Origin of the sequence: Plantactinospora mayteni, from assembly GCF_016862935.1 — a bacterium.
Classification (GTDB): domain Bacteria; phylum Actinomycetota; class Actinomycetes; order Mycobacteriales; family Micromonosporaceae; genus Plantactinospora; species Plantactinospora mayteni.
Window position 1 is genome coordinate 238,061 of sequence record NZ_BONX01000018.1, and the last position, 22,964, is coordinate 261,024.

Below are 22,964 nucleotides of genomic sequence, written 5' to 3' on the forward strand. Positions count from 1 at the left end.
TCGGGGTGGTCGGTGTCGGGGTGGCGGTGGGCGGCGGGGTGGTGGGATTGGTCCCGCCGGTGATGGCGAGTTCGTCGGAGCTGAACGTGCCGTGCGGCGGGTTGACATCCGCCTCACCGCCGCCGCCGTCGCAGCTCCGGCTCGGGTTGAACATCAGGTACGTGCCCGACGAGCAGTTGCCTCCGGTCGGCCCGGCCGGTGGTTCGGCGTCGCCGCCGACCACCGCGCTGCCGCCGATGGTCACGCCGCCGTGGATGATCGCGTTGCCCTTGACGACCGCGTTTCCGTTGACGGTGCCGCCGTTGACCCAGGCCAGATCCTCGATCCGGGCGTTGCCGGTCACCGATCCACTGTAGACGGCGGCGCGCGGCCCGACGTACGCGGTCGCGGCCACGTTCGCGTTGCCGGCGACCCAACCGCCGCCGTTGGAGTGCCAACGCCCGCCGTTGGTGGCGGCCGGCTTCTGGTAGCCGGGCTCGTGGCCGGACGGGATCGCACCGGAGATGCGGAACTCGTACGGGTAGCGGCGGTTCTTCGGCCAGCCGTCGAGGAACGCGTACTTCGGCACCGCGCTGGCCGGGGTGCCGGTGACGACCAGGAACACCTCGCGTTCACCGGGTTGGGTCTGGAAGCTGAGCTGACCGGAGGTGCCCTGGGTCAGCGGCCCGTACCTGGGTGTGCCGTTGCGCACCGCGACGAACCCGAACGTCCAGCCGGTGGCCCCGGTCTCCGCATGACCCTTCAGGTGCAGGCGGATCAGCGCGCCGTCGCTGTCCGGAACGAGCTGGATCTTGTTGTAGCCGTAGTCGGACGGCGCCATCGCGTCGGAGACGCGGTAGTGCCGGGCGCTCGCGTTGACCGCCTCGACCGGTACGCCCTTGTAGGCGTTGAGGAAACCGGCGCCGTAGACACTGTTGATGAACGGCATGAAGTCGGCGCGGTTGGCGTAGTCCCAGGTGACGTTGTGCTGGGCGTACTCGCCGACGCGCCGGTTGAGTTCGGCCTGGTTGATGCCGGTGATCCGCCGGTACACCTCCAGCGGGTGTTCGGTGTTGCGGGCCTCGTTCCAGATCCGGTTGACCATCTCGATGCCGTCGCGGTCCTTGATGTACTGCAACAGCATCCAGGCGCCGTAGTGGTGCCGGGACGAGGAGTAGTACAGGTTCTCGGTACGCAGCCAGCGGGTGAGGTCACCGGCGCCGCCGCGCGGGTAGACCTGCATCGCCATGAACTCGGCGCTGGCCTCCCAGAAGGTGCCGGCCGAGGCGTGCGTGAAGCCCATGCCGGAGCGGCCGAGGAACGTGTAGTTCTGCATCACGTGCCCCAGCTCGTGCGCCAGGCCCCAGGAACCGGGCTGCGCGGCACCGGGCGCGATGTTGATGACACCCACCCGGCCGTCGGTGGAGCCGCCGGTTGCCCAGGCGTCGAGCGCGGTCCGGTTCCAGGTACGCGTGACGATCACGATGATCTTGTGCTGGGCCAGCAGCCCGGTCTCCGGCGTGAACCGCATCGTGTTCACGTAGAACGAGTACAGGTTTTCGAGTTGGCTGAGGATGTTGTCCGGGTCGAACCGGTACTCGCCGGGCGCGGTGAGCGGGTTGGTGCCGGACTTCTCTCCCCAGAGCAGGATGAAGTTGGTCGATTCCCTGGTGCGGTTCGACGCCCAGGGCACCTCGCCGGTGCTCTGCCAACGGTCCGGAATCCAGACCGTCTTGGCCGCCGCTTCGGCGGCGGGCGCCAGTTGCGGCGCGACCAGCGTCGTCGTACTGGCTGCGACCAGCGCGAACGCGGCCAGCCAGCGACGCCATGCGGATCGGGTTTTCATCGTCGCATCCCTACGTGTCCGGGGCAGATACGGGTGTGGCCGCCGTGATCCCTGCCCGGATCAGGATGCGTGGAGTGGCCAGTCACCACATCTTGGGTGGGGTACGCCGACACTGTCAAGCGATTGATCTCAATCGTTTGCGGTGCCTTGCGGGGACGGAGATGATTGACATACGTTGATGCATGAAGCCGGCTCCCGGGCGACCGCCTTCGTCATGACCCCTGCCATCGGGAGCCACCCATGCGCCTCACACGATTGCGCTCTGTCATCGCCGCCGTGGCCGTCTGTGCCGTCGGATCGGTCGGCGCCGTCACCGCCGTCACCGCGGCCTCCGCCGCCGCCGGATGCTCGGTGACCTACCGGATCGGGTCCCAGTGGCCCGGCGGGTTCACCGGCACCGTCGACCTCAGGAACCTCGGCGACCCGCTCGACGGCTGGACCCTGACCTGGTCGTTCACCGCCGGGCAGCAGGTCAGCCAGGGCTGGAGCGCCGTCTTCAGCCAGAGCGGGGCCCAGGTGACCGCCCGCAACCAGAGCTGGAACGCCGGGCTCGGCACCGGCGCCCAGGTCAGCATCGGTTTCAACGCGTCGTGGAACAACTCGACCAACCCGGCGCCGACCAGCTTCGCGCTCAACGGCGTCGCCTGCACCGGGGCGACCACCCCGACGACCGCGGTGCCGACGACCGCCGCGCCGACCACCGCGCCACCGACCACCGCGCCGCCGCGCACCACCTTCACGAACCCGCTGAAGGCGCGCGGCCCGGATCCCTGGTTGACGTACTACAACGGGTACTACTACCTGGCCACGACGACCTGGAACAACACGATCACGATGCGTCGCTCGCGCACGCTGGGCGGTCTGGCCACCGCGGCGGACACGCTGTTGTTCACGCTGACCCGGCCGAACGGTGCCGGCACGATGTGGGCGCCGGAGTTCCACCTGCTGGACGGGCCGAACGGGCGGCGCTGGTATTTCTACTACACCGCCGGTCGTGAGCCCTTCGACCTGGGCAGCCAGCGGATCCACGTGTTGGAGAGCGCCGGGTCGGATCCGATGGGGCCGTACACGTTCAAGGCGGACCTGCTCGACCCGACCGCGGACAACACCTGGGAGCTGGACCCCGGCATCCTCCAGCTCAACGGCAACCTGTACCTGCTCGGCACGTTCTACAACGGTTCGCAGCCGATGTTCATCCGGCCGCTGTCCAACCCGTGGACCGCCAGCGGTACGCGACGGATCCTGTCCACGCCGACCTACGGCTGGGAGACGGTCGGTGGCGCGGTGAACGAGGGTGCGGAGGTGTTGCAGCGCAACGGCCGGACGTTCATCGTCTACTCGGCCAGCCACTGCTCCACCCCGGACTACAAGCTGGGCATGCTCACCTACAACGGTGGCGATCCGCTCAACTCGTCGTCCTGGGTGAAGTCGTCGCAGCCGGTGTTCCAGCGCAGCAACGCCAACGGCGTGTACGGGCCGGGCCACAACGGCTTCTTCACGTCGCCGGACGGTACCGAGGACTGGATCGTCTACCACGCCAACAGTTCGGCCGGTGGCGGCTGCGACATGAACCGCTCCACCCGCGCCCAGAAGTTCACCTGGAACGCCGACGGCACACCCAACTTCGGCACCCCCGTGCCACTCGGTGCGCAGTTGGCCGTACCGTCCGGCGAGCCGGCGGCTTGACCGCGGGCCGGGTAGCCGAAAGCCTTCCGAAATGTCTTTCGAAACAGGGGACAATGCGCCCGAGGTATAGACACTCGTCTTGACGTGCCTGTCCTGGTGTGCCTACATTGCCGAAAAGGATTTCGGGGCGGTGCCCCGATGGGTCCCCGGCTGGTGGCTCCGACCTGTGCCCGGCTCGTCCGGGCCGCCAGCCGGTCCCGGGTGCCTGCGCGGCAGCGATCGGGGCAGCGGTTCGGCGGCTCGCCCGGTGCTTCGTCTGCGACACGAGAATCAGGGTGATTGCTGGAGAACACTGGAACTTGTACCCTCCGGCTCGTGGCCGAGTCCATGGAAGCGCTCGAACGCAGGATCGACGCCCTCCGGGCCGAGATCCGGCGCTCGGTCGTGGCCCGGGACACCGCCCGCACCAAGGGGCTCCGCGCCGAGCTGCGGATCGCCGAGCAGGAGTGGGAACAGGCCATCAGCGACCTCGCCGAGGAGGCCGGTGACCCGCCGCCCGCCGCTGCCGGCCGGTCGTCCGCCGGCTCCCTGCTGCCGGTACGCGAGCAGGTGCACCACGCGCTCACCCTGCTCTCGGTGCCGGCGGCGCCGAAGCTGGTCGCCGAGGTGCACGCCGCGTTCTTCGGTGCGGCGGCGGCCGGTGGACTCGCCGCCGGCAAGCTCACCCACCTGCGCCGGGACGAGAAGCGCTCGTTCGGAACGGCGCCGTACGCCCGGCCGTACTATCTCTGCGCGGCGCTGACCGCCGAGCACCTGGCGCCGGCGCGCGGCCTGGTCGCGGTCTCCACCTGGCCGCTGGAGCGGCGGATCGTCGGCCCGCTCAGTCCCCGGGTCGACTTCCTGACCGCCGCCGTCCGGGTTGCCGAGCGCGCCGGTACGGTGCCGGCCGGCAGCAGCACGCTCGCCCGGCTGGTGTGGCGGTTCGCCAGCAACATCCCAGGCGCGCTTGACATCGCCGGCCGACCAGACACAGTGGACCCGGTGACGGTGATCAGGGCCGCCGAGGCGGAACGCGTGGTGCACGCCGACGCCGACCGGGCGCATCGGGCGGCGGCGGCCGAGCGGGCCCGCCGGCAGCTCGACCAGGTCGACCAGCTCTTCGGTAATACGCTGCGGACGCTGCCGGGCAAGGTGACCCGGCGGGGCGGGGCAGTGTCGCGGGGCAACCCGACAGTCCAGGAGAAGACGGCATGACGAGCATCAGCATGGGCACCAGCAGGACTACCGCCGAGCGGCTGGCCACGATCCGGGGCGGGGCGAAGCCGAAGCGGCACAACGCCCGTACGATCGCCGCGCTGACCCGCAATCCCGGGTGTGCCCGGCGGGCCGTACTCGACACGGCCGGGGTGGACAAGCAGCGGCTGGCGGCGTATATCGACTTTCCGGCCCGGTTCGGGCAGTCGGGGTTCGCCATCGCCCGGGGTAACGCGTTCGAGGCGCAGGTGAAGGCGAGTGGCGCCGCCGAGCTGGTGAAACTGCTCCGGGAACGGCTCGGGCTGCCGATCCCCGAGGTGGCGTACGACGACCTGGAGACGGTGACCGGGCGGGAGAAGGAGACCGCCGAGGTCCGGTACGCCCGCTCCCGCGCCCTGCTGCTCCGGGCCGCCGCCGGGGAGGACGGCGCCGGCACGCTCTTCGACCATCCGCTGCTCGGGCTGGACGTGGCCGGCCAGCGGGTCTATCTCGAACCGGACCTGATCGCCTTCCAGCACGAGGGGCGGTTCCACGTCGTCGAGATCAAGTCGTTCGCGGTGGTGGACGGGCAGGCCGACCCGGGCAAGGTGTCGGCGGCGGCGATCCAGTCCGCCGTCTACGTGCTGGCGATGCGGCAGATGCTGGCCGAGGCCGGACACGACCCGGAGATCGTGGCACACGACGTGGTGCTGGTCTGCCCGCGCGACTTCTCCAACCAGCCGACGGCGGTACTGGTCGACGTACGCAAGCAGTTGGCCGTGCTGCGGCGGCAGCTCGGCCGGATGACGAAGGTCGAGGAGATGCTGGCCGTCCTGCCGCCGAACCTCTGTTTCGACCTGGCGCCGGACGCCGACGGGGTGCCGACCCGGGCCCCGGAGGCGCTGGTTGACGCGTTGCAGACGGTCGACGCCCGGTACGCCCCGGACTGCCTCTCGGTCTGCGAGCTGGCCTACTTCTGCCGGGCCGAGGCGCGGGGCTGCACGGCCGCGCTCGGCACCTCGGCCCGGGAGGAGCTGGGCGGGATCGAACGGGTCGAGACCGCGCTCGGGCTGGCGAAGGGCGAGCTGACCCCGGCCGACGACCAGGCGGAGGCGGCGACGCTGCTCCGGAACGCCGCCCGGCTCCGCGCCGAGGTGCTGGTGGCGGCGGCCGGGGCGGCCGGATGACGCTGCTGCCCGGACCCGCCGGTTCGGTGGCGGGTGCCGGGGCGGTGGTGTGAGTACGCTGACCGCGCTGGCCCGGGCCGAGGCGGTGGCGGTGGGGCAGGCCCAGCGGATTACGACCGTACGCCACCTGCACGTCGCGGACCGGCCGCTGGTGTTCATCCCGCTGAGCATGGCCGGCGAGGCGAACGCACCGCTGGCCGCGCTGGTCGGCACCGTGCCGGATGATCCGAGACTGCTGGTGGTGCCGCAGCCGCGCAACCGGGACCAGCGGTTCGGCTTCGCCGCCGAGCTGGCCGAGGTGCTGCTGCCCTATCTGGACAGCTTTCGCGGCGTGACGGAGGCGGTCGCGGCCAACCGGGGCAAGGAGGTCCGCTACCGGTACGTCGACGCGCCGCAGGTGCTGGTGCCCAACTCGGCGGGGATCGGGTTCGTCCGGATGTTCGGGCGGTCGACGCGGTTCCGGCGTACCGACGGGGACTATCCGGTGCAGCCGTCGGTACCGTTGCTGGGGCAGTGGCTGACCTTCCTGGCGGACCGGGCCGAACATCCCGGCTCGGGGATGCTGCTGGCGATGACCGAGGCGCTCGGGCTGCACTGGGCGACCGGGCAGTCCGCGCTGGAAGACGCGCATCTGGCGGCGCTGCTGGCCTGGATCGACCCGGCGGACGGGCTGAGCGGTGCCGACGCGGCGGTGGTGGCCGAGGACCCGTTGCGCTGGCCGCCGGCCGGGCCGGCCACCGATCCGACCTTCGACAACGAGATGCTGGCGCCGGCGATGGCCGCGTACCAGGAGGCGGTCGGCAGCGGTGACGAGGTGCGGCGGTCGCGGGCTCGGGGCGTACTCGAAGAAGCCGTGCGGTCGCAGCTCGGGCCGACCTGGGAGCTGATGTGGCGGGGCGTCTCGCTGCTCCGGGAACTGCCGGTCGGATCGCGGGTTCCCGGGCGCTGGGCCGAGGACCGGGACGTGTTCAGCACCTTCACGCTCTATGTCGACGGGGGCGGCTATCCGCAGCCGCGCCGGGACGGGGCGGTCAACGCGGCGCAACGGTTGCACCGGCTCGAACGGGCCTTGCAGTCGTACGCCGTCCAGCGCGCCTACGACGATCCGCTGGTGATGGCCGACCACCGGCTGACCGGGGAGGCTTTCGTCGGTGAGGTGACGCTGGCCGACGCGCACCGGATCGACGACAGCGGGAAACGGCGGGTACTGCGGCCTCGGATCCAGGTGACGACCGGGGATGTGGTGCTGGTGACGGCGGGTGCGGTGCTGCACTCGCCGAGCCGGCCGGGGCAGAAGGCCCGGGTGGTCTTCGTGACCCCGGATCCAGCGTCGGGCCGGACGGACGTGGTGTTGGAGCTGTCGGGTGGGTTGGGGCGGTCGCTGAGCCCCGCGCCGGGGAGCGTACCGGAGGTGGGGGACCGGCTCTGCTACACGACGCTGTCGGATTCGTTCATGCCGCCGGGGGAGTTCCCGAGCCGGGAGGAGACGCCGTGGACGCACGGCGGGCCGCCGAAGGCGTACGAGGAGCCGGTGGAGCCGAGCGTCGACGACGCTCGGGAGGAGTGGTCGTGAGTTCTTCTGGCTTGCTGATGCCCCGTGGCGGGGCCGGGCGGTTGGTGTTGCCGCCGGGTGAGGCGGCGCGGCGGGTGATCGGGGAGGTGCTGGCCGACCTGCACAGCGGGGACCACCGTGGAGTGGTGGTCGACTCGCCGCCGGGGGCCGGAAAGTCGACGCTGGTGGTGCGGGCGGCGGGGGAGCTGGCCGAGGCGGGCGAGCCGCTGATCGTGATCGCGCAGACGAACGAGCAGGTCGACGACCTGATCGACCGGTTGGCGCAGGCGAAGCCGGAGCTGCCGATCGGGCGGTTGTCGGCCAACGACTACACGGCGACGGACCGGATCAAGAACTATTCGACGGTCCGGGTCGCGGCGAAGGTCGCGGACCTGGGCGGGTCGTCCGTGATCATCGGTACGGCAGCCAAGTGGGCGTTGGTGCCGGAGGGGCGCTGGCCGTGGGCGATCGTGGACGAGGCGTACCAGATGCGGTCGGATGCGTTGCTGCGGGTGGCAGGGCGGTTCGACCGGGCGCTGTTCGTCGGTGATCCGGGGCAGTTGGATCCGTTCTCGACGGTGGAGACCGAGCGGTGGACCGGGCTTACCTGGGATCCGATGCAGTCGGCGGTGGCGGCGCTGCTGCGGCACAACCCGGAGCTGCCCGTACACCGGTTGCCGGTGTCGTGGCGGCTCCCGGCGTCGGCGGCTCCGGTGGTGGCGGAGGCGTTCTATCCGTTCACTGGCTTCTCGGCGGGGACTACTGCCGCGCAGCGGTCGCTCTCGTTCACTGCGGCGGGGTTCGGTGGTGGGGCGGTGGACGAGGCGTTGGAGATGGCGGCGGCCACGGGGTGGGCGTTGTACGAGTTGCCGGCGCGGCACACGTTGCGGACCGATGGGGAGGCGGCGGCGGCTTGTGCGCGGTTGGCGTTGCGGGTGTTGGAGCGGGGTGCGGTGGCGGTGTCGGAGCGTTCTCCCGGGGGTGCGCCGGTCACGGCTGACCGGATCGCGGTGGGGGCGGCGCATCGGGACCAGGTGGCGGCGATCCGGGCGCAGCTCGGGGCGGCCGGGGACGGGATCACGGTCGACACGGCGAACCGGTTACAGGGGCGCGAGTACGACGTGGTGATCGTGCTGCATCCGTTGTCGGGCCGGCGGGACGCGACCGCGTTCCACCTGGAGGCGGGGCGGTTGTGTGTGCTGGTGTCGCGACATCGGCACGCGTGTGTGGTGGTGGCTCGGGCGGGGATCAGCGAGCTGCTGGACGCCCACCCGTCGACCGAGCCGGTGCACCTGAACGTACCGGTCAGGTTCCCGGACGGCTGGGAGGCGAACCAAGCGCTGCTGGGACATGTCGCGCGCCATCGAGACATGAATTCAACTGCCGTATCCTTGCCGTCGCCAGGAATCCAGTGAGGAATTGAGCAAATGACTGAGCTATCTGCTTTCCCGCTACCCTTTCGGGCATCCCACAGGGATCCGGTCGTGGCGCCCCGGACGCTTCGGGAACTTCAGATGATGCAGCTGAGCGCCCACATTCGGGCAAAGCCGCAGTGGTTCGTCAAGATGAGCGACGTCGACCTCGTCGCTAGGTGGACGCGGGAAGCGGCTGCTCAGGGCCTGACCGAGGCTGAGATTCGTTATGTGTTCGCGGAACTGGCGTACTACGCCGAGCTCCGAGACAAGCGAACCGGCATCGAGGTGTCCACCGTTGACGGGGTGTGGCAGTCGGACACATTGATCGATAACGAGCTGAGGTCCCGCTTGCGGGAGGCGGTTCGGGTGTTGGAAGAGGTCCCCGACGCGGAGCAGGATTGGCATCCGGGATCGAATGAACAGGTACTGGATCTGGTTCATCCCTCACTGTTCTGCCTCGTACGTCAGGTGAGCCGCATGGACGACGCCGCATGGCAGAGCCCGGGAATCGGCAGGGCGCGGTACGCTCACTCGGAAAAATTCCAGTGGCTACCCACTGATGTCGAGGTCGGCGACGACGGCAATGCTGTCTTCGCTGCGTACGTCAACAACGTCCACCCCGTGGCCCATCGCGAACTCGATTCCATCCTGCCTGTCCTCTTCGCGCGCATGCGCCCGCTGTTCGAAAATGTGCTCACGGATCTGCGCCATCCGCGGCCCCTGCGGATCGAGGTCAACCCCTTCAACTGGTATGACGATGACCCGAAGAAGCCGGTCGAACCGTCCGATGACGACGGGGAAGCCTGGGATACATGGTACGAAGCCATGCACGAATGGCGGAACATTCGCCGCCCGGTTGTCCCGGACGCCCCTGTCTTCAGCCCGCCCGCACTCCCCGACAACTCTGCTCGAGTTGACCTACGCGCCCGCCGGCTACAGGTCATCGTCAAGCTCGCCAATATTCATCTCACCCCAGACAAGCCCGAGTACCCCGGCGGTACCTGGCATGTCGAGGGGATGATGAACGAGCGCATCGTCTCCACCGGCATCTACTACTGGGACAGCGAGAACACTACCGACAGTCAGCTGAGTTTCCGGGCGGCGATCGCCCACCCGGACTACGAACAGAACGACGCCGACGGTTTGCGCGACGTCTACGGTCTGAATGACGAGGACCCGCTGAATCAGGCGCTGGGGTCGGTGCAGACCCGTGCGGGCCGCTGCCTAGCGTTCCCGAACATCCTCCAGCATCGCGTCTCCCCGTTCCGCCTTGCGGACCCCACCCGGCCGGGACATCGCAAGATCCTGGCCTTCTTCCTGATCGACCCCTCGGTAACGATCGTCTCGACATCCGATGTGCCGCCACAACAGCCATGGTCCTCGACGTCGACCATGACGCTGGACCAGGCCAAAGGGTACCGCGAGCAACTGATGCAGGAACGAAAGTTCTTCGTCGACGAACACAACGAGGAGCTGTACGAGCGAGAGTTCTCCCTCTGTGAGCATTGAATCATCTCGGCCTCAGAATCACCGAGCCGAGGACGGTGGGGAGCGTTTTGATTTCGAGTCACTAATATGGCCGGTAAGAACGTCGACGGGTCGACGGACCGGACTGCGGGATGTCGCATCTCGTGCGTGCCCGGCGAGGTTGCTGCTTGCCAAAGCTCCTGCACTGCGTTGAACAGAGGACCGACCCGAGGAGCAGCCTTGGCGCCCTGGGACTGGCTCGCATCGAAGGTGACAGGTCGCCATCCTCCGTGACGGGTTCGGTGCTCCGAGTTCGCCAGTGGGCGGAGCCACCCCTGGAGCCGATGCTCAAGAGCGAGGCCAGCGACCTTTGGGGGATATCGTCGGGAACGCTGGCGGCCTCGGGAAGCGCCGGCCACATCACGACAAGTACGCGGTGCCAGATCTCCGGCGGAAACGTGTTTGCCAGATGGTGGCTCTCTCCGATGGGTAGGTCACGCAGGCGGCGCTGAGCGTTGGTTGTCTGACCTACGTACAGCAAACCTGAGCGCAACCACACGCCGTAAAGCGCGGGGCCGGTGACGGGACCTTGATGTTCTGTGGCTCCTGCCAGCGCCTCCCCGAGCCGATGCGCAAATGCAGAGCGTGTCTGCCGCCAGGCTCGCACACCTTCCTCGTCCGCAACCAACTGCTGTAGCGCCTCGTGCCAGTTTCGGATGACGCGCAGTCGTCCGGTGTGCGTCTCGGCCACCGGGGCATCGCCGTCGACAGTAAGCGGTTCGCGCCTGCGATCTGGTAGGCCGCCGGGCTCTTTCGGTCGAGCCATCCACAGTCGATCCGACGCGCCAGCTCCGCCACGTCGCCGAGGATAGCCCGCTCAGTCGAGTCTGAATCAGGCACCGGCCGGAATCCTGATCCTCCGGTCAGCGCGGGTCTGCTATCTGACGCCTCTGGAGGTCATCGTTCGGCCTCGGTGGGTCGAAGCGCCTGACGTACCAGGGGAGCGGCGCAGACCACGAGGTACAGCATCAGGCACTAATTCATTACGTCAGCCTGGTCTGGTCCGGGCGACTGTTCGTCTGCCACACCAGATCGACGGCGGAAATGAGCTGGCCAGCGCCGATGAAGCGGCGTGCGACCAGGAGCCCGGCCTCGTGGGCTGCCTCACCTCCGTGACTGGCGGAGGAGTCCGTCACCAGCCACGGGATCAGGTCACGTTCGAAGGCGTCAACGACCGACTTCAGGACGCAGCTCTCCGTCGCGATGCCGCAGAAGAAGAGATCAGTCCACCCGTGCTGTTCAACGAGAGCGTTGAACTCGGGGACGAAGCAGGAGTAGGTCTTTTTGTCGATCACGGCGTGGGCCGCCGCGGCGTGCGGCAGCAGTTCGGGCACGATGTCCGTCTCCGGTGGCTCCTGCACCTTCGACCAGTGGATCAGCCGCTCGTAGAGGCTGCCGGGGTAGTTGTGGTAGCGCGTGAAGACGACAGGTCGGCCGGCGGCTTGCCAGCGCTGCACCAGGTCCACCACCTTGGGCACCACGTGCTCGCTGCGCTCGTTGACGAAGCCGTTCTGCATGTCGATGACCACCAGCGCGGCACGCTCGACGTTCATATCCCGAGTGTGCCAAGCATCGCTTCGGTCTCGCGAAGCGCGGCCTGCGCCTGGACCAGGCGCTCCGGTAGTCCGCTCGTCTCCAAGACCGCCTGCCGCATGACGCAGTGCTGCGCGGTCTCCCGAGCGCGTGCCGTTGTCAGCCGCGAGTGCGCTGCACGTAGGAACGGCCAGCCGAACTCCGCTGGCATCCGAGCATGCAACCCGGTCGCCGTGGTGCTGGCCGGGGGGCAATCGATAGGCGTACCGTATGGGTACACGATGTACCCAGAGGTGGTGAGGTGTGCCATGACCGAACAGACTGAGCCCACACCTGGCAAGCGGGTCGAGCGACTTCGTCGTGCGGCAGGGCTGTCCCGAGAACGCCTTGCCGGACTCGCCGGACTCTCCCCGACCACCGTGAAGTTCATCGAGAACGGCAAGCGGTCTCTCACCCTACGAGCCGCCCAGCAGATCGCCCCACACCTTGGCGTCCGTGACCTCGGCGACCTGTTCGGGCCAACGGTCACGTTGTCGCTTGATAGTCGGCCCGCCCACCCGAGCGTCGAGGATGTTCGTAGGGCACTGACCGCCTGGCACGTCAACGTCGGCGGCGAGCCGGCGTCGCCGGACTACCTTCGCGGTGCGGTTGACTCGGCGTGGCAGACCTGGCACACATCCCGGCACCAGCGGTCGGAGGTCGGAGCGATCCTGCCAGGTCTACTCGATGCCACCCAGCGAGCGGCCCGCCTGCACGCCGGTACCGAGCGGCGGCAGGCTCTTGCGATGCTTGCCCAGTCCTATCACCTCGCCCAGGCGTTCCTGGCGTGGCACGGAGACCGGGAGCTGTGCTGGTTGACGGTTGACCGAGGAATGACGGCGGCCTTGGACGCGGACGATCCGATCGCCGTCGCCCAAGCGATCTGGTACGCCGCCCACCTACTCCGTTCCGTCGGTCGTGGCGACGAGGCCCTGGAACGGCTCGGCGAGGCGAAGGCGTTGATCGAGCCACGGGTTGCCGACGGTCCGGTCGAGTATGCCGAGATGCTTGCCGACCTGCACCTCTGTGCGGCGTTGACCCGCGCCCGGACAGGCGACCAGAGCGCCTGGTCGGACTGGGACACCGCCCGGGATGTGGTGCACCGAGTTCTGCCGGCCGATTTCGTCGGGCTGCGTACCCGGGTGTCCCGCCCCCTGGTCGAGGTGTACGCGGTGATGTGCGCGGTCGACCTCGGCGACCCGGAGGAGGCGCAGCGTCGTGCTCACTCGCTCGACCCGGCATCGATCCCCTCGACGGAGCGCCGTGGTCGGCACTACGTCGAGCTGGCCCGTAGTGCCGACCTGGAGGGGGCACGGGAAGCCACACTGCACCTGCTGCACAGGGCGGATGCGACCTCGCCGGAGACCGTGCGGTTCAACCCGGCGGCTCGGGACATGCTGAACCGGCTTGCGACGGAGGCTCCGGCGTCGATCCGAGCCGAGGCGATCGACCTGGCCCAACGGGCAGGCGTGGCGCCGTAGGGGGACGCCGCGTAACCGGTTACGCCCTGTACCCCGGCACTCACTCCCGTCGCACCTAGGGTGACCGCACGGTCGCGGCGAGATGCGGCATTGGCGGTGTCCAAGCGCAGCCTCAAGTCTCGTTTCGCCGCGACCGCTGTAACCGACGCGGTGACACGACCTCCGTCAGCACGAGCCCTGGCCGCGCGCCGCGTCTGCTCTGGTCGGGATCGGTGCGGATCTCCCCGTGCGCCGATCCCGACCTCCAGACCGGGGTGTGGTGGCCGACGCAGGTCGCGCTCGGCCTCCACGCCCTCTGACCCCCACCCCCAGCACCGGCGGCCTGTCACCGGCCGCCGACCCAGGCACGGCGAGGAGCAGGCCCAGCAGCCCCGCAACGGCGGCCACTGGTGAGCGGACCGCACTGGGTGATCCACCTCCCCACCACCCTTACCGACCACCAGGCGGCCGTCGACCTGCTCGCCGCTCTGCGTACCTCGCTCGCGCACGTGTCCGTACTCGACTTCGGCGAGGCGACCATCTCGGTGGAGGACGAGCAGTCGACGCGTACCCGAATATGGTGTGACGCCCCGGTCGGCGAACCGCGCGCCGGCCCCGGCAGCCGGCGCTGCCACCGGTTCGTCAACCACCCCGGACCCTGCGCCAACTGACCCGGCCCCGCGATGTTCCTGGCAGCCGAATAGACGTCGGGCGGGAGTGGTTTGTCGAGCCGCCACAGTATTCGCATGGGCCGGCTGCCGGTGTGCGAGTCGCGGGTTACCCGCCCGGCACACAGGCATGGTGGAGCGCCGAGGTCCCCTGGGGGCTCGTCGCTCGTTCAGTCGAGTCGCTGCGCTGAAGGGGGTAGCCGGGCTAACTCACCGGCCAACCGGGGCCACTGGAATGGCGCTCCTGGATCTGCTGGCCGGATGAGATCGGCTGCGGTAAAGGTGACCCCGGAGGCGCTGAGCGTCTGCACATGGGTTTGGTAGGCAGGGTGGGTGACCAGCGCGTTCTTGGCGTACGGGGAGACGAGGATGGGCAGGCCGAGGCCGAGCATCTCGTTGAGGACGCCGAGGGCGAGGGTGTCGTTGATGCCGAGCGCCCACTTATTGATCGTGTTGAATGTGGCCGGTATTACCAGCACCACGTCTGCCTTCGGCAGGAGGTCCGGCTCGGCAGGCTTTCGGCGCTCGGAGCGGACGGGGTTGCCCGTCTGCTGTGCCAGCGTTTCCCGATCGATCCAAGTCGCGGCTGTCGGCGTTGCGATCACCCAAACCGCCCAGCCGTCATCCATCAGCAGTGCAATGAGTTCGTCAATCTTGAGTGCAGGGGGTGCAGCGCAGACCACGAGATACAGGACCGGTCGTGCGCTCATGTCAGCAAGCCTGCTCGTTCGGCGAGCGGCCGGAGCCCTGGGGTGGCCGATCGGCGTTCCCTGGACATCAGGTCGAGCAGCAGGGCTCGGGCCTGCACGTTGACACGTACGGACTCGGGGGCGACTCGTTCGGCCTCCAGGAGGTGCAGCACTGCGAGCGAGCCGCCGTCGGATGTCGTAGCCGTGGCCGCTGCCAGGTCCAGGTGCACCTGCGCCCGTCGGCCGACGAGCGCGGCCGGCAGGCGGGAGGTGTCGAGCTTCGCACCGATCTCGATGGCCCGGCCGCCGTTGCCTGCCTTCACCGCTGCCGAAACGCTGTGGATCAAGACATTGGTCGGGCCAAAACCCGTCCACAACCGGCTCTGGTCTGTCTTGAGCTCTCCGGCCAAGGTCTGGCCCTCGGTCAGCCGGGCGTTTGCTGTCGGCGTCTGGCCCTGGTGCGCCGCGATGACGGCGGCCAGAAGCAGCAGGGCACCGTGCGCAGAAAGCAGATTTAGGTCAGCCTTGTGCTTGTTCTGCGCCAATTGCTCGATGCTGGCCTGTGTCACTCGCTCTGCTTCGTCCAACCGGCCCGGCAACCGAAGCAGCGCGCAGGCCGCCTGGTAAGCGGCGATGGATGCAAGTCCCAGGTCATCGGCGACCCGTGCGGCGGTAGCTGCCCGGTCAGCGGTCAGCAGCGCCGTGTGGCCATCTCCGATCTTCACGGCGACTTTCGAGGCCGCGAGATACGCGCCGGCCAGCAGCCGAAACGCGCCGCTCCGTTGCGGCCACGAGCCCCTGTTCGTCAGCTCGGTGCAGTGTCGAAGCAGCTCAGGCAGGAGGCGGGCAACCATGCTGTAGCTCGCCCGGTGGTAGAGGGCGTGGATGCGGGTGACGTCGCGTCGTACCTCGGTGAGAGCACGAGTGGACCGCTCCGGTTGCGACTCGGGCAGGTAGTCGGTGAGGAAAGCGCGTAGGCCGCTGAGCAACTCGGCTCGGACGGCTGCCGAGGAGGCATGACGCGGGGTGTCTCCCATGATCTGTCCCCGTCGGATCGGTGTAATCACATCGCCGAGCATGTCGTCGAGCTGATCCAGCGTGACCTGTAGTACCTCGGCGATACGTATGCGATGCCAGGGCTGCGGATCGGTTTCGGCGCTCTCCCACCGTACGACGGTCGACCGCTCCACTCCGAGGAGTTCGGCCAGCCGTTCCTGGCTGTATCCGAGCGCCTTGCGGCGCTGGCAGAGCCGGTGTCGCTTCAAGGCCACGGCAACCCCCTCCGTATGCCGCCACTGTAGTGACACTCCGTCGATCGAGCAGACACCCACATGCCTCAGTTTTGCGTCGATCGGGCTCCCGAACCGCTGTAGTCCCTGCTCACGTTCATTGAAAGGGTGAGGTTGTGGCCAGGGGCGGGTGCTGGGCTCCGGGCGGTACGAGCGCGCGGTCGTACCGGTCGTCCCCGCCCGCCTCGGCGCCAACCCACCAACCGATCAAAGCGAGGGAGGGTCATGAGCCAGGCCGGTGAACTGTCCGACGAACTCCCGATGCCGCCGTACGTGACGGCGGAGGATGTCGGCTTCGCGGTACGGGCGATCACGGTCCACGCCTCCGAGCAGCGGCCCAACGGGCTGCTGCTCTGCCGTAACGACTACCACCCACACCCGTGCCGGCTGCACCGCTGGGGCCAACGGGTTCTCGCCCAACGCGGCCTCACCGCCACCGAGATAACCGCCCTCGTCACCCGCTACCAGACACCGGCGGCACAGCGATGATCTACCGGTCCGGTGAACGGCTGCGCCCTGCCGTCATCCGTGTCGCGTCGGCGGTGATGCGCCGTCGCTGGCGGGGCCTCGATCCCGAAGAGGTCTACGAATTTCTCCGCCTGGTCGCCAACGAGGTCGAACGCCTCGAACGGGAAGCCACCACCGCCCGTACCCAGGCCGAACGCGTCCGCCAAGGGCTGCGCCAGTGGCAGTCCCGGCACATCGGCTGCAAGTTCGCCGACCCACCTGCCGACCCCGGACTTCCACCGCATCCCCGACCCATCTCCGGCCGCTGCTCCGTCGACAACACCGAGCAGGACCAGCGGCGTCGCAACGGCGGCCACTGGTGAGCGCACCGAACTGGGTGATCCACCTCCCCACCACTCTCACCGACCACCAGGCGGCCGTCGACCTGCTCGCCGCTCTGCGTACCTCGCTCGCGCACGTGCCCGTACTCGACTTCGGCGAGGCGACCATCTCGGCGGAGGACGAGCAGTCGACGCGTACCCGAATATGGTGTGACGCCCCGATCGGCGAACCCCGCGCCGGCCCTGGCAGCCGGCGCTGCCACCGGTTCGTCAACCACCCCGGAGCCTGCGCCAACTGACCCGGCCCGACCCGGCCGCCGGCTCCCAGCCGTCCGGCACTGGCCGCCGAACGGACCACGACGGGCCGACGACGACCGCCAGGCCCGGCCGCAATCGATGCTTACCTGAAGGGTCGTCGGATACCGTTCCGGGATGCCGGACCCGTCCCCGACGAGCTGCTCGCCGACTTCACCCCGCCACGGCCCTACACCGTCGACCTCGTTTCCACCGCCCCGACCGCCGGTGGCGTGCACGTGGTGATCGATGACGGCGAGGTCGTCTACGTCGGCGAGACCGGCCACCTGCGGCAGCGCCTCCGCACCCATTTGCGCGGCAACCGGGGCTCGTCGGTGCTACACAAGCAGGTCGGCGAGGAACTGGACAGCACCGGGACGACGATCGCCTCCGCCGACGACATCGCCGGCTGGCTGGGGGAGCGAACGCTCCGCTGGCAGGTCACCGAGAAGCGGCTCGCGCTCAAGGCGGCGCTGGTGTCGCGGCTGAACCCCCGCTTCAACCACCAACTGCGGTCCGACCTACCGGACCGGCTGGCCGAGCCCGCCACCCCCGACGGGTCGCTCGACCCGCCCGAGGACTCCGGGCCGGCCGAGCCGGCGGCGGGCCGGCGGCGCCGGCAGGCCGAGGTCACCGTCCGGCAGGGCCAGCCGGACTTCCGGCGCGACCTTATGCAGGCGTACGACGGGCGGTGCGCAATCTCCGGCTGCGACGTCGAGGCCGCGCTCCAGGCGGCCCACATCAGCCCGTACGACGGGCCGGCGACCAACACCGTTCGCAACGGTCTGCTGCTCCGGGCCGACCTGCACAACCTCTTCGACCGTGGCCTGCTCTGGATCGACGACGAATTCCGGGTACGCCTCGCCGGCAGCGTCCACAGCCACTACGCCGAACATTACGGGCGACCCCTCCGCCTCCCGACCCGCCCCGAACACCGGCCGGACCGGGCGGCACTGCGACTGCACCAGGTCACCATCGCCAAGGTCCCGTCCGCCCGCTGACCGGGTCGGCCGGCACCCCGGCCCCCGCCTGGTCCCGGCAACTGTGTCCCCGCCGTGTCCGCTGTCTCCACTAGGGTGCCCTTTCGGAGGATCTAGTCGAGGCGCACACCGCCGGCCACCACGAGGTCGACGCCACCGAGCGGACGGGGCAAGAGGAGCACGATGTCGTACCTGCCTAGTGGTACCTGGCATGCACCGGTGCAGCCGGCACCGACCTCCGCGCCCCCAGCGCCGAGCGTGTGGTGGCGGATCGGCCACAGTTGGTGGCTGCTGCTGCCCGTACTCGGCTTCAGTTGCCTGGCCGGCTTCGGCTTCCTCTACATCGGGCTGCGCGCCAGGCGGCCGGCCTGGTGGCTGCCCGGCATCGGCTACCTGGTGGTCTCCTGGACCTGTTTCATCCTGATCGGCGGCGTCAACCAGGGCACCGCCCTTTCCGACTGGGCCGCCGGGATCTTCCTGCTGAGCTGGCTGGCCAGCATCACGCACGCCGGCATCCTCAACTCGTCCTGGCTGCGCTGGCGGGCCGGGCACCGCCCGTGGTATGCCCCACCGCCGCACGCGCCCGGCTGGCCCGTCACAGGGTCGCACCAGACTGGCCACTTCGGGGCGCCGCCCGTGTCACCCGGCTACCCGCCGAGCTACGGACCGGGCAGCCCGGTGGCACCGGCCAGTCCCGCCCTGGCCGGGCCGCCACCGATGCCCTACCAGCCGACCTCCGGCCCACCCACCGGCGGGTACCCGCCCACGGCGGTCGATTCGCATCTGCTCCCACCGGTCGATTCGTATCCGCCCACGGCGGTCGATTCGTATCTGCCCCCACCGGTCGACCCGTACGCCAGTCCGCCGCTCGACCCCGACCTGCCGCCGCCGGTCGACCCGTATTCCGGCCCGCTGCCCGGCCAGGAGCCGCCGTCACCGCCGCACGGCTACCGCTGAGCCGACGCCGCCCAGCACCGGTCACCGGTCACCGGTCACGACATCCACCGCTCGTTCGCGCACCCGCTCGACCGAGAAGGCATCACCTGGCATCGATGGCGAAATGTGCCAGGATAGTCGTACATGGATGTCCGAGCTGCGGGAGGATTCGGTGGCGTTCTGGCACGTCCTCGACCGAATACGCCTCGAAGCGGGCCACGTCCTCGACCGGTCGTCCGCCAGCGGCCCGCACAGCATCGAGTACTGCGAAACGGCCCGCACCGCCACCCGCCCGGCGCACGGCAAGGCCAGCCAACGCATCCGCTGTGGTCACTGCGGCTATCCGGTACCGTTCACCGTCTTCTCCGTCGCCCTGACCCGGCGTCGCCGCTGCTACGCGTACGCCCTCGGCACCGCCCTGCTGGCTGTCGCCACCCTGGTGTACGGCGCCGGCATCGACGCCGTGGTCGGGGCCGACAGTGCGGTGTGGCCGCTGCTCCTCGCCGGGGCGGAGATCGCCCTGATCGTGCTGGCCGTCGCGGTCCTGGGCTATGCCGCCCGGTTCGAGCACGGCGTCCGGTCGCCAGGTCTCTGGCGCGGCGGCCGGGTACCGCGCGACGGGCATCTCGCGATGATCGACCCGTACCTCGGCCGGAAACCGTCGGTCCGCAACGGCCGCCTGATCCCCTCGGTCCACCGCCACCCGCCGGACGACCACCCCACGGGATCCGGCACCACCTGAGCCCACCCCGCCAGCACCCCCACCGGATCCGCCATCACCTGACCCACGCGGCCACCCCCATCGGGTACGCCGCCGCGACACACCGTCGACGTGCGCGTCGAACCGCCCGCCGGCCGGCTACGTGAGCCAATTCGGATGGAGTGCTGCCGACCGGCCGAGGTTTCACGCTGAGTTCGGGCGGTGTTGCCCGCCGGCCTGAGCGGTGTTCGCCCGGCCGGCACGTACTGTCGGCGGACCGCCCCGGAATCCGAGGAGGACGATCATGCGAGAGAGCCCGAGCCGGCGGGGATTTCTCCAGGGGGCCGGACTGGTCGGGGCCGGGCTGGTCAGCGGCGCCACCACCGGCGCACTGCTGCCGGCCGCCACGCTGGCCTGGCGGCGGATCGGCGACGACGACCAGGGCACCGACCCCGACTCGCCCCGGTTCACCCTCGCGGTCATCCCGGACACCCAGTACCTCTTCGACGGCGACCGGGGCGATTCGGAGCCGCTGGCCGCGACCCTGCGCTGGATCGTGGCGCACCGGGCGGAGCGGAACATCGTCTTCACCGCCCACCTCGGGGACATCGTCGAGAACGCGGCTGCCGGCGAGCTGGCCGAGGCGGGCCGGGTCTTCGAGATCCTCGACCGGCGCCGGGTGCCGTACAGCGTGCTGGCCGGCAACCACGACATCGACCAGTCCACCACCGACCAGCGTGGACCGAGCCACTATCTGGAGGTCTTCGGGCCGCACCGGGTACGCCGGCTGCCGACGTACGGTGGCGGCACCCCGGACGGCTACAACACGTACCACCTTTTCACCGCCGCCGGGCGTCAGTGGCTGCTGCTGGCGCTGGACTGGCGGCCGTCGGACGGCACGCTCGACTGGGCCCGGTCGGTGCTGGCGGCGCATCCGACCAGCCCGGCCATCCTGACCACCCACGACCTGGCGGACGCCGACCACACCGGCGCCACCTGGCTCTCCGGGCACGGCCAGCGACTCTGGGATCGGCTGATCAAGGGCAGCGACCAGATCTTCCTCACCCTCAACGGGCACTTCTGGCCGCCGGGCCGCCTGGTGCTGCGCAACGACGCCGGCCGGGACGTGCAGGTGCACATCACCAACTACCAGGACCGCTACTACGGCGGCAGCGGCATGGTCCGGCTGTACTCGTTCGACCTGGCCCGGAACACGATCGACGTCGAGACGCTGTCGCCGTGGACCCTCGACCAGCCCTCGGAGCGGCGCAACGCGCTGGCCCGGCGGGAGGTCGAGCTGACCGACCCGGCCAACCGGTTCAGCCTGCCGGTCGACTTCGCCGAGCGGTTCGCCGGCTTCGCCCCGGTCACCCGGCGCCCGCCGCGCGACCCGGCCGCCGTGGTCGGCGACGGCACCGTCGCGTACTGGCGGTTCGACCAGGGGCGCCGGGACGGCGAGGCGATGCCGGACGGCTTCCGGGTCGAGGATCTCTCCGGCCAGGGCAACCACCTGACCCGGGTGACCCTGCCGGGCAGCCCGCCGGAGGCGCTGCGCTGGTCGGCCGATCACCACGACGACCAGCCGGCGCACGCCAGCCTCTTCTTCTCCGGCGGCCGGCGAGGGCGTCCGTCGTCACACGAAAGCCAGCCGGCCCGGGGCGGCTACCTGCGTACCGTCGACGGGGCGCCGCTGAACGCGGCGACGTTCGGGCAGGGCTACACGGTCGAGGCGTTCGTGAAGCTGCCGGTCGACGTCCGGGAGACGGACTCGGGCGGGATGGGCATCCTGAGCCGGTTCGGTGCCGGTCGGGACGCCGGCAAGACCGGTGCCGACCCGGCGGAGCCGATCGCGTTGCTGGGCCTCTCCGCCGGAATGGCGCTGAAGTGGGCCGTCTTCCCGGTCGAGCTGGACGGCATCGTCGCCAACTGGGGGCACGAGCTGCGGGCCGGGGAGTGGTTCCACGTCGCGGTGGTGAACGACGGCCGGCTCAGCACGCTCTACGTCGACGGGGCGCGGTTGCTCCGCAACCCCTCCGTACCGGCCTCCGGGCTGGCCACCTCGGGGGAGTCGTGGCTGGTCGGGGCGTACCACCACGACCGGATCGTGCAGCAGGGCTTCTACGGGTGGATCGGCGACATCCGGATCGCCGACCGGCCGCTGCCGGTCGACCGCTTCCTCCGGGCCTGACCTCGGCGCCACCCCGGCCCGGCCGCCCGGGGAGGCTGATATCCGAACAGATATCAGCCCAGCTCGAAGCGGTTGGCCAGCGGGTGCCGGGCGGCGATTGCCGGGCGATTGCCCGGCAACGAGCGGATCGTCGCCGAGACTCAGCGGGCGCGCAGGGCCTCGACGGCGGTCCGGGCCGCCTCGCCGATCGCCAGGTCGACGTCGATCCGGCGGGTGGCCAGCCGCCGGGTCCGGGCGAAGACCGCGATCGCGTACCGGCCACCGTCCGGATACTCGGCGACCCCGGCCTCGGCGTGCAGGCCGGGCAGGGTACCGGTCTTCGCCGCCACCCGTACCCCGGGCGGGAAGCCGGAGGCGATCCGGGTCCAGAAGAGCTGCCGGCCCATCAGTTCCCGGACCAGCGCACCCGCTGCCGTCGGCCCCGCCTCGTCCCGCCAGATCAGTCCGAGCAGCCGGGTGACGTCCCGGGCCGTGCTGGAGGTGGTCCGCTCCGGGTCCTGCACCCGCATCGCCCGGATCCGCTCCTCCGGCAGCAGCGGGAAGATCTGCGCGAACTCGGCGTCGTCCCGCGCGCCGACGTCGGCGTACATCGACTCCAGGAGTTGCCGGGGCCCGCCGAGGATCCGGGTACGGGTCAACCCCAGCTCGGCCGCGAGCAGCGGTAGCACGTCCGGACCGACCCGGCGCAGCAGCAGGTCGGCGGCGCTGTTGTCGGTGACCGTGATGGCGAAGTACGCCAGGTCCCGCAGCGACACCTCGACGTCGTCGGCGCAGCCGGCCGTACCCCAGCCGCCCAACCGGTCCTCGGCGCGTACGACCACCCGCTCGGTCGGGTCGAGCTGTCCCGCGGCGGCCTGCCGGGCGAACTCCAGGACCAGCAGGATCTTGAAGATCGACGCGAGCACCACCGGGTCGTCGGCGCCGATGCCCAGCTCGGCCCCGCCGTCGATGTCGGTGACGTGCAGCCGGGCGTCGACCCCCACCTCGTCGAATATCCGGGTGATACGTCCCAACGTCGGCACCTGGCGACGATAG

Annotated in this window: 19 protein-coding genes and 1 pseudogene; 15 read left to right on the plus strand and 5 right to left on the minus strand. The window is 69.9% G+C overall.

The features are described 5' to 3' along the window. Nucleotides 1-496: 496 nt before the first annotated feature. Nucleotides 497-1,825: pseudogene (locus tag Pma05_RS44325) on the minus strand (DUF6055 domain-containing protein); the annotation flags it as partial. A gap of 240 nt (nucleotides 1,826-2,065) precedes the next feature. On the opposite strand from Pma05_RS44325, the gene Pma05_RS14590 reads away from it, so the two are divergent. The 6 genes from Pma05_RS14590 to Pma05_RS14615 all read left to right on the plus strand — a co-directional run bounded on the left by Pma05_RS14590 (nucleotide 2,066) and on the right by Pma05_RS14615 (nucleotide 10,347). Continuing rightward, nucleotides 2,066-3,511 carry a family 43 glycosylhydrolase gene (locus Pma05_RS14590; protein WP_203857920.1) on the plus strand — a complete coding sequence of 482 codons (1,446 nt, stop codon included), beginning with the start codon at nucleotides 2,066-2,068 and terminating at the stop codon, nucleotides 3,509-3,511. 315 nt (nucleotides 3,512-3,826) lie between these two features. Continuing rightward, entirely contained in the window at nucleotides 3,827-4,705 is an 879-nt protein-coding gene (locus Pma05_RS14595; RefSeq protein ID WP_203857921.1) for a hypothetical protein, read from the plus strand. Beyond that, complete coding sequence (locus Pma05_RS14600; protein ID WP_239312360.1) at nucleotides 4,702-5,871, plus strand: hypothetical protein; 1,170 nt, start codon at nucleotides 4,702-4,704, stop codon at nucleotides 5,869-5,871. The genes Pma05_RS14595 and Pma05_RS14600 overlap by 4 nt, the downstream gene beginning before the upstream one ends. Before the next feature lie 49 nt (nucleotides 5,872-5,920). After that, the gene (locus Pma05_RS14605; protein WP_203857922.1) at nucleotides 5,921-7,444 is read left to right on the plus strand and encodes a hypothetical protein; all 1,524 of its coding nucleotides are present in this window, start codon (nucleotides 5,921-5,923) and stop codon (nucleotides 7,442-7,444) included. Nucleotides 7,445-7,461: 17 nt separating this feature from the next. Next, nucleotides 7,462-8,838: an AAA domain-containing protein gene (locus Pma05_RS14610; protein WP_203858066.1), complete on the plus strand. Its 1,377-nt coding sequence runs from the start codon at nucleotides 7,462-7,464 to the stop codon at nucleotides 8,836-8,838. A gap of 12 nt (nucleotides 8,839-8,850) precedes the next feature. Further along, nucleotides 8,851-10,347: a DUF4246 domain-containing protein gene (locus Pma05_RS14615; RefSeq protein ID WP_203857923.1), complete on the plus strand. Its 1,497-nt coding sequence runs from the start codon at nucleotides 8,851-8,853 to the stop codon at nucleotides 10,345-10,347. 1,001 nt (nucleotides 10,348-11,348) lie between these two features. Here Pma05_RS14615 and Pma05_RS14620 read toward each other — a convergent pair. Further along, nucleotides 11,349-11,918 carry a cysteine hydrolase family protein gene (locus tag Pma05_RS14620; protein WP_203857924.1) on the minus strand — a complete coding sequence of 190 codons (570 nt, stop codon included), beginning with the start codon at nucleotides 11,916-11,918 and terminating at the stop codon, nucleotides 11,349-11,351. A 288-nt stretch (nucleotides 11,919-12,206) separates the two neighbouring features. Between Pma05_RS14620 and Pma05_RS14625 the strand changes: the two genes are divergently transcribed. Both Pma05_RS14625 and Pma05_RS14630 read left to right on the plus strand, forming a co-directional pair. Next, nucleotides 12,207-13,418: a helix-turn-helix transcriptional regulator gene (locus tag Pma05_RS14625; RefSeq protein WP_203857925.1), complete on the plus strand. Its 1,212-nt coding sequence runs from the start codon at nucleotides 12,207-12,209 to the stop codon at nucleotides 13,416-13,418. Nucleotides 13,419-13,807: 389 nt separating this feature from the next. Continuing rightward, nucleotides 13,808-14,068 carry a hypothetical protein gene (locus tag Pma05_RS14630; protein WP_203857926.1) on the plus strand — a complete coding sequence of 87 codons (261 nt, stop codon included), beginning with the start codon at nucleotides 13,808-13,810 and terminating at the stop codon, nucleotides 14,066-14,068. Between the two features lie 167 nt (nucleotides 14,069-14,235). Here Pma05_RS14630 and Pma05_RS14635 read toward each other — a convergent pair whose 3' ends face one another. Together Pma05_RS14635 and Pma05_RS14640 are read right to left on the minus strand one after the other, a co-directional pair. Continuing rightward, nucleotides 14,236-14,775 carry a flavoprotein gene (locus Pma05_RS14635; RefSeq protein ID WP_203857927.1) on the minus strand — a complete coding sequence of 180 codons (540 nt, stop codon included), beginning with the start codon at nucleotides 14,773-14,775 and terminating at the stop codon, nucleotides 14,236-14,238. Next, nucleotides 14,772-16,025, minus strand: coding sequence for a helix-turn-helix domain-containing protein (locus Pma05_RS14640; protein WP_203857928.1), 1,254 nt, complete (start codon nucleotides 16,023-16,025; stop codon nucleotides 14,772-14,774). Before Pma05_RS14640 ends, Pma05_RS14635 begins: the two co-directional genes overlap by 4 nt. A gap of 243 nt (nucleotides 16,026-16,268) precedes the next feature. Here Pma05_RS14640 and Pma05_RS14645 point away from each other — a divergent pair, with 243 nt between their 5' ends. From Pma05_RS14645 to Pma05_RS14675, 7 genes are all read left to right on the plus strand, one after another. Then, nucleotides 16,269-16,532, plus strand: coding sequence for a hypothetical protein (locus tag Pma05_RS14645; protein ID WP_203857929.1), 264 nt, complete (start codon nucleotides 16,269-16,271; stop codon nucleotides 16,530-16,532). Further along, a complete protein-coding gene (locus tag Pma05_RS14650) occupies nucleotides 16,529-16,873 on the plus strand; it encodes a DivIVA domain-containing protein (RefSeq protein ID WP_203857930.1) in 345 nt (114 codons plus the stop codon). The genes Pma05_RS14645 and Pma05_RS14650 overlap by 4 nt, the downstream gene beginning before the upstream one ends. Beyond that, the gene (locus Pma05_RS14655; protein WP_203857931.1) at nucleotides 16,870-17,130 is read left to right on the plus strand and encodes a hypothetical protein; all 261 of its coding nucleotides are present in this window, start codon (nucleotides 16,870-16,872) and stop codon (nucleotides 17,128-17,130) included. The genes Pma05_RS14650 and Pma05_RS14655 overlap by 4 nt, the downstream gene beginning before the upstream one ends. 234 nt (nucleotides 17,131-17,364) lie before the next feature. After that, nucleotides 17,365-18,126, plus strand: coding sequence for an HNH endonuclease (locus Pma05_RS14660; protein ID WP_203857932.1), 762 nt, complete (start codon nucleotides 17,365-17,367; stop codon nucleotides 18,124-18,126). Nucleotides 18,127-18,288: 162 nt separating this feature from the next. Continuing rightward, on the plus strand, nucleotides 18,289-19,062 hold the full coding sequence (locus Pma05_RS14665) for a hypothetical protein (RefSeq protein ID WP_203857933.1): 774 nt from the start codon (nucleotides 18,289-18,291) through the stop codon (nucleotides 19,060-19,062). A gap of 127 nt (nucleotides 19,063-19,189) precedes the next feature. Continuing rightward, entirely contained in the window at nucleotides 19,190-19,783 is a 594-nt protein-coding gene (locus Pma05_RS14670; RefSeq protein ID WP_203857934.1) for a hypothetical protein, read from the plus strand. Nucleotides 19,784-20,045: 262 nt separating this feature from the next. Continuing rightward, a complete protein-coding gene (locus Pma05_RS14675) occupies nucleotides 20,046-21,929 on the plus strand; it encodes a LamG-like jellyroll fold domain-containing protein (protein ID WP_203857935.1) in 1,884 nt (627 codons plus the stop codon). A 140-nt stretch (nucleotides 21,930-22,069) separates the two neighbouring features. On the opposite strand, the gene Pma05_RS14680 is transcribed toward Pma05_RS14675, so the two are convergent. Further along, complete coding sequence (locus Pma05_RS14680; RefSeq protein ID WP_203857936.1) at nucleotides 22,070-22,951, minus strand: serine hydrolase; 882 nt, start codon at nucleotides 22,949-22,951, stop codon at nucleotides 22,070-22,072. Between the last annotated feature and the right edge of the window lie 13 nt (nucleotides 22,952-22,964).

Bases quoted from the DNA above. Each gene is read 5' to 3' on its own strand.
- Pma05_RS14610 (WP_203858066.1), top strand. From the start codon at position 7,462: ATGCCCCGTGGCGGGGCCGGGCGGTTGGTGTTGCCGCCGGGTGAGGCG.
- Pma05_RS14670 (WP_203857934.1), top strand. From the start codon at position 19,190: ATGTCCGAGCTGCGGGAGGATTCGGTGGCGTTCTGGCACGTCCTCGAC.
- Pma05_RS14590 (WP_203857920.1), top strand. From the start codon at position 2,066: ATGCGCCTCACACGATTGCGCTCTGTCATCGCCGCCGTGGCCGTCTGT.
- Pma05_RS14615 (WP_203857923.1), top strand. From the start codon at position 8,851: ATGACTGAGCTATCTGCTTTCCCGCTACCCTTTCGGGCATCCCACAGG.
- Pma05_RS14620 (WP_203857924.1), bottom strand. From the start codon at position 11,918: ATGAACGTCGAGCGTGCCGCGCTGGTGGTCATCGACATGCAGAACGGC.
- Pma05_RS14665 (WP_203857933.1), top strand. From the start codon at position 18,289: ATGTCGTACCTGCCTAGTGGTACCTGGCATGCACCGGTGCAGCCGGCA.
- Pma05_RS14635 (WP_203857927.1), bottom strand. From the start codon at position 14,775: ATGAGCGCACGACCGGTCCTGTATCTCGTGGTCTGCGCTGCACCCCCT.
- Pma05_RS14645 (WP_203857929.1), top strand. From the start codon at position 16,269: ATGAGCCAGGCCGGTGAACTGTCCGACGAACTCCCGATGCCGCCGTAC.
- Pma05_RS14650 (WP_203857930.1), top strand. From the start codon at position 16,529: ATGATCTACCGGTCCGGTGAACGGCTGCGCCCTGCCGTCATCCGTGTC.
- Pma05_RS14600 (WP_239312360.1), top strand. From the start codon at position 4,702: ATGACGAGCATCAGCATGGGCACCAGCAGGACTACCGCCGAGCGGCTG.
- Pma05_RS14675 (WP_203857935.1), top strand. From the start codon at position 20,046: ATGCGAGAGAGCCCGAGCCGGCGGGGATTTCTCCAGGGGGCCGGACTG.
- Pma05_RS14625 (WP_203857925.1), top strand. From the start codon at position 12,207: ATGACCGAACAGACTGAGCCCACACCTGGCAAGCGGGTCGAGCGACTT.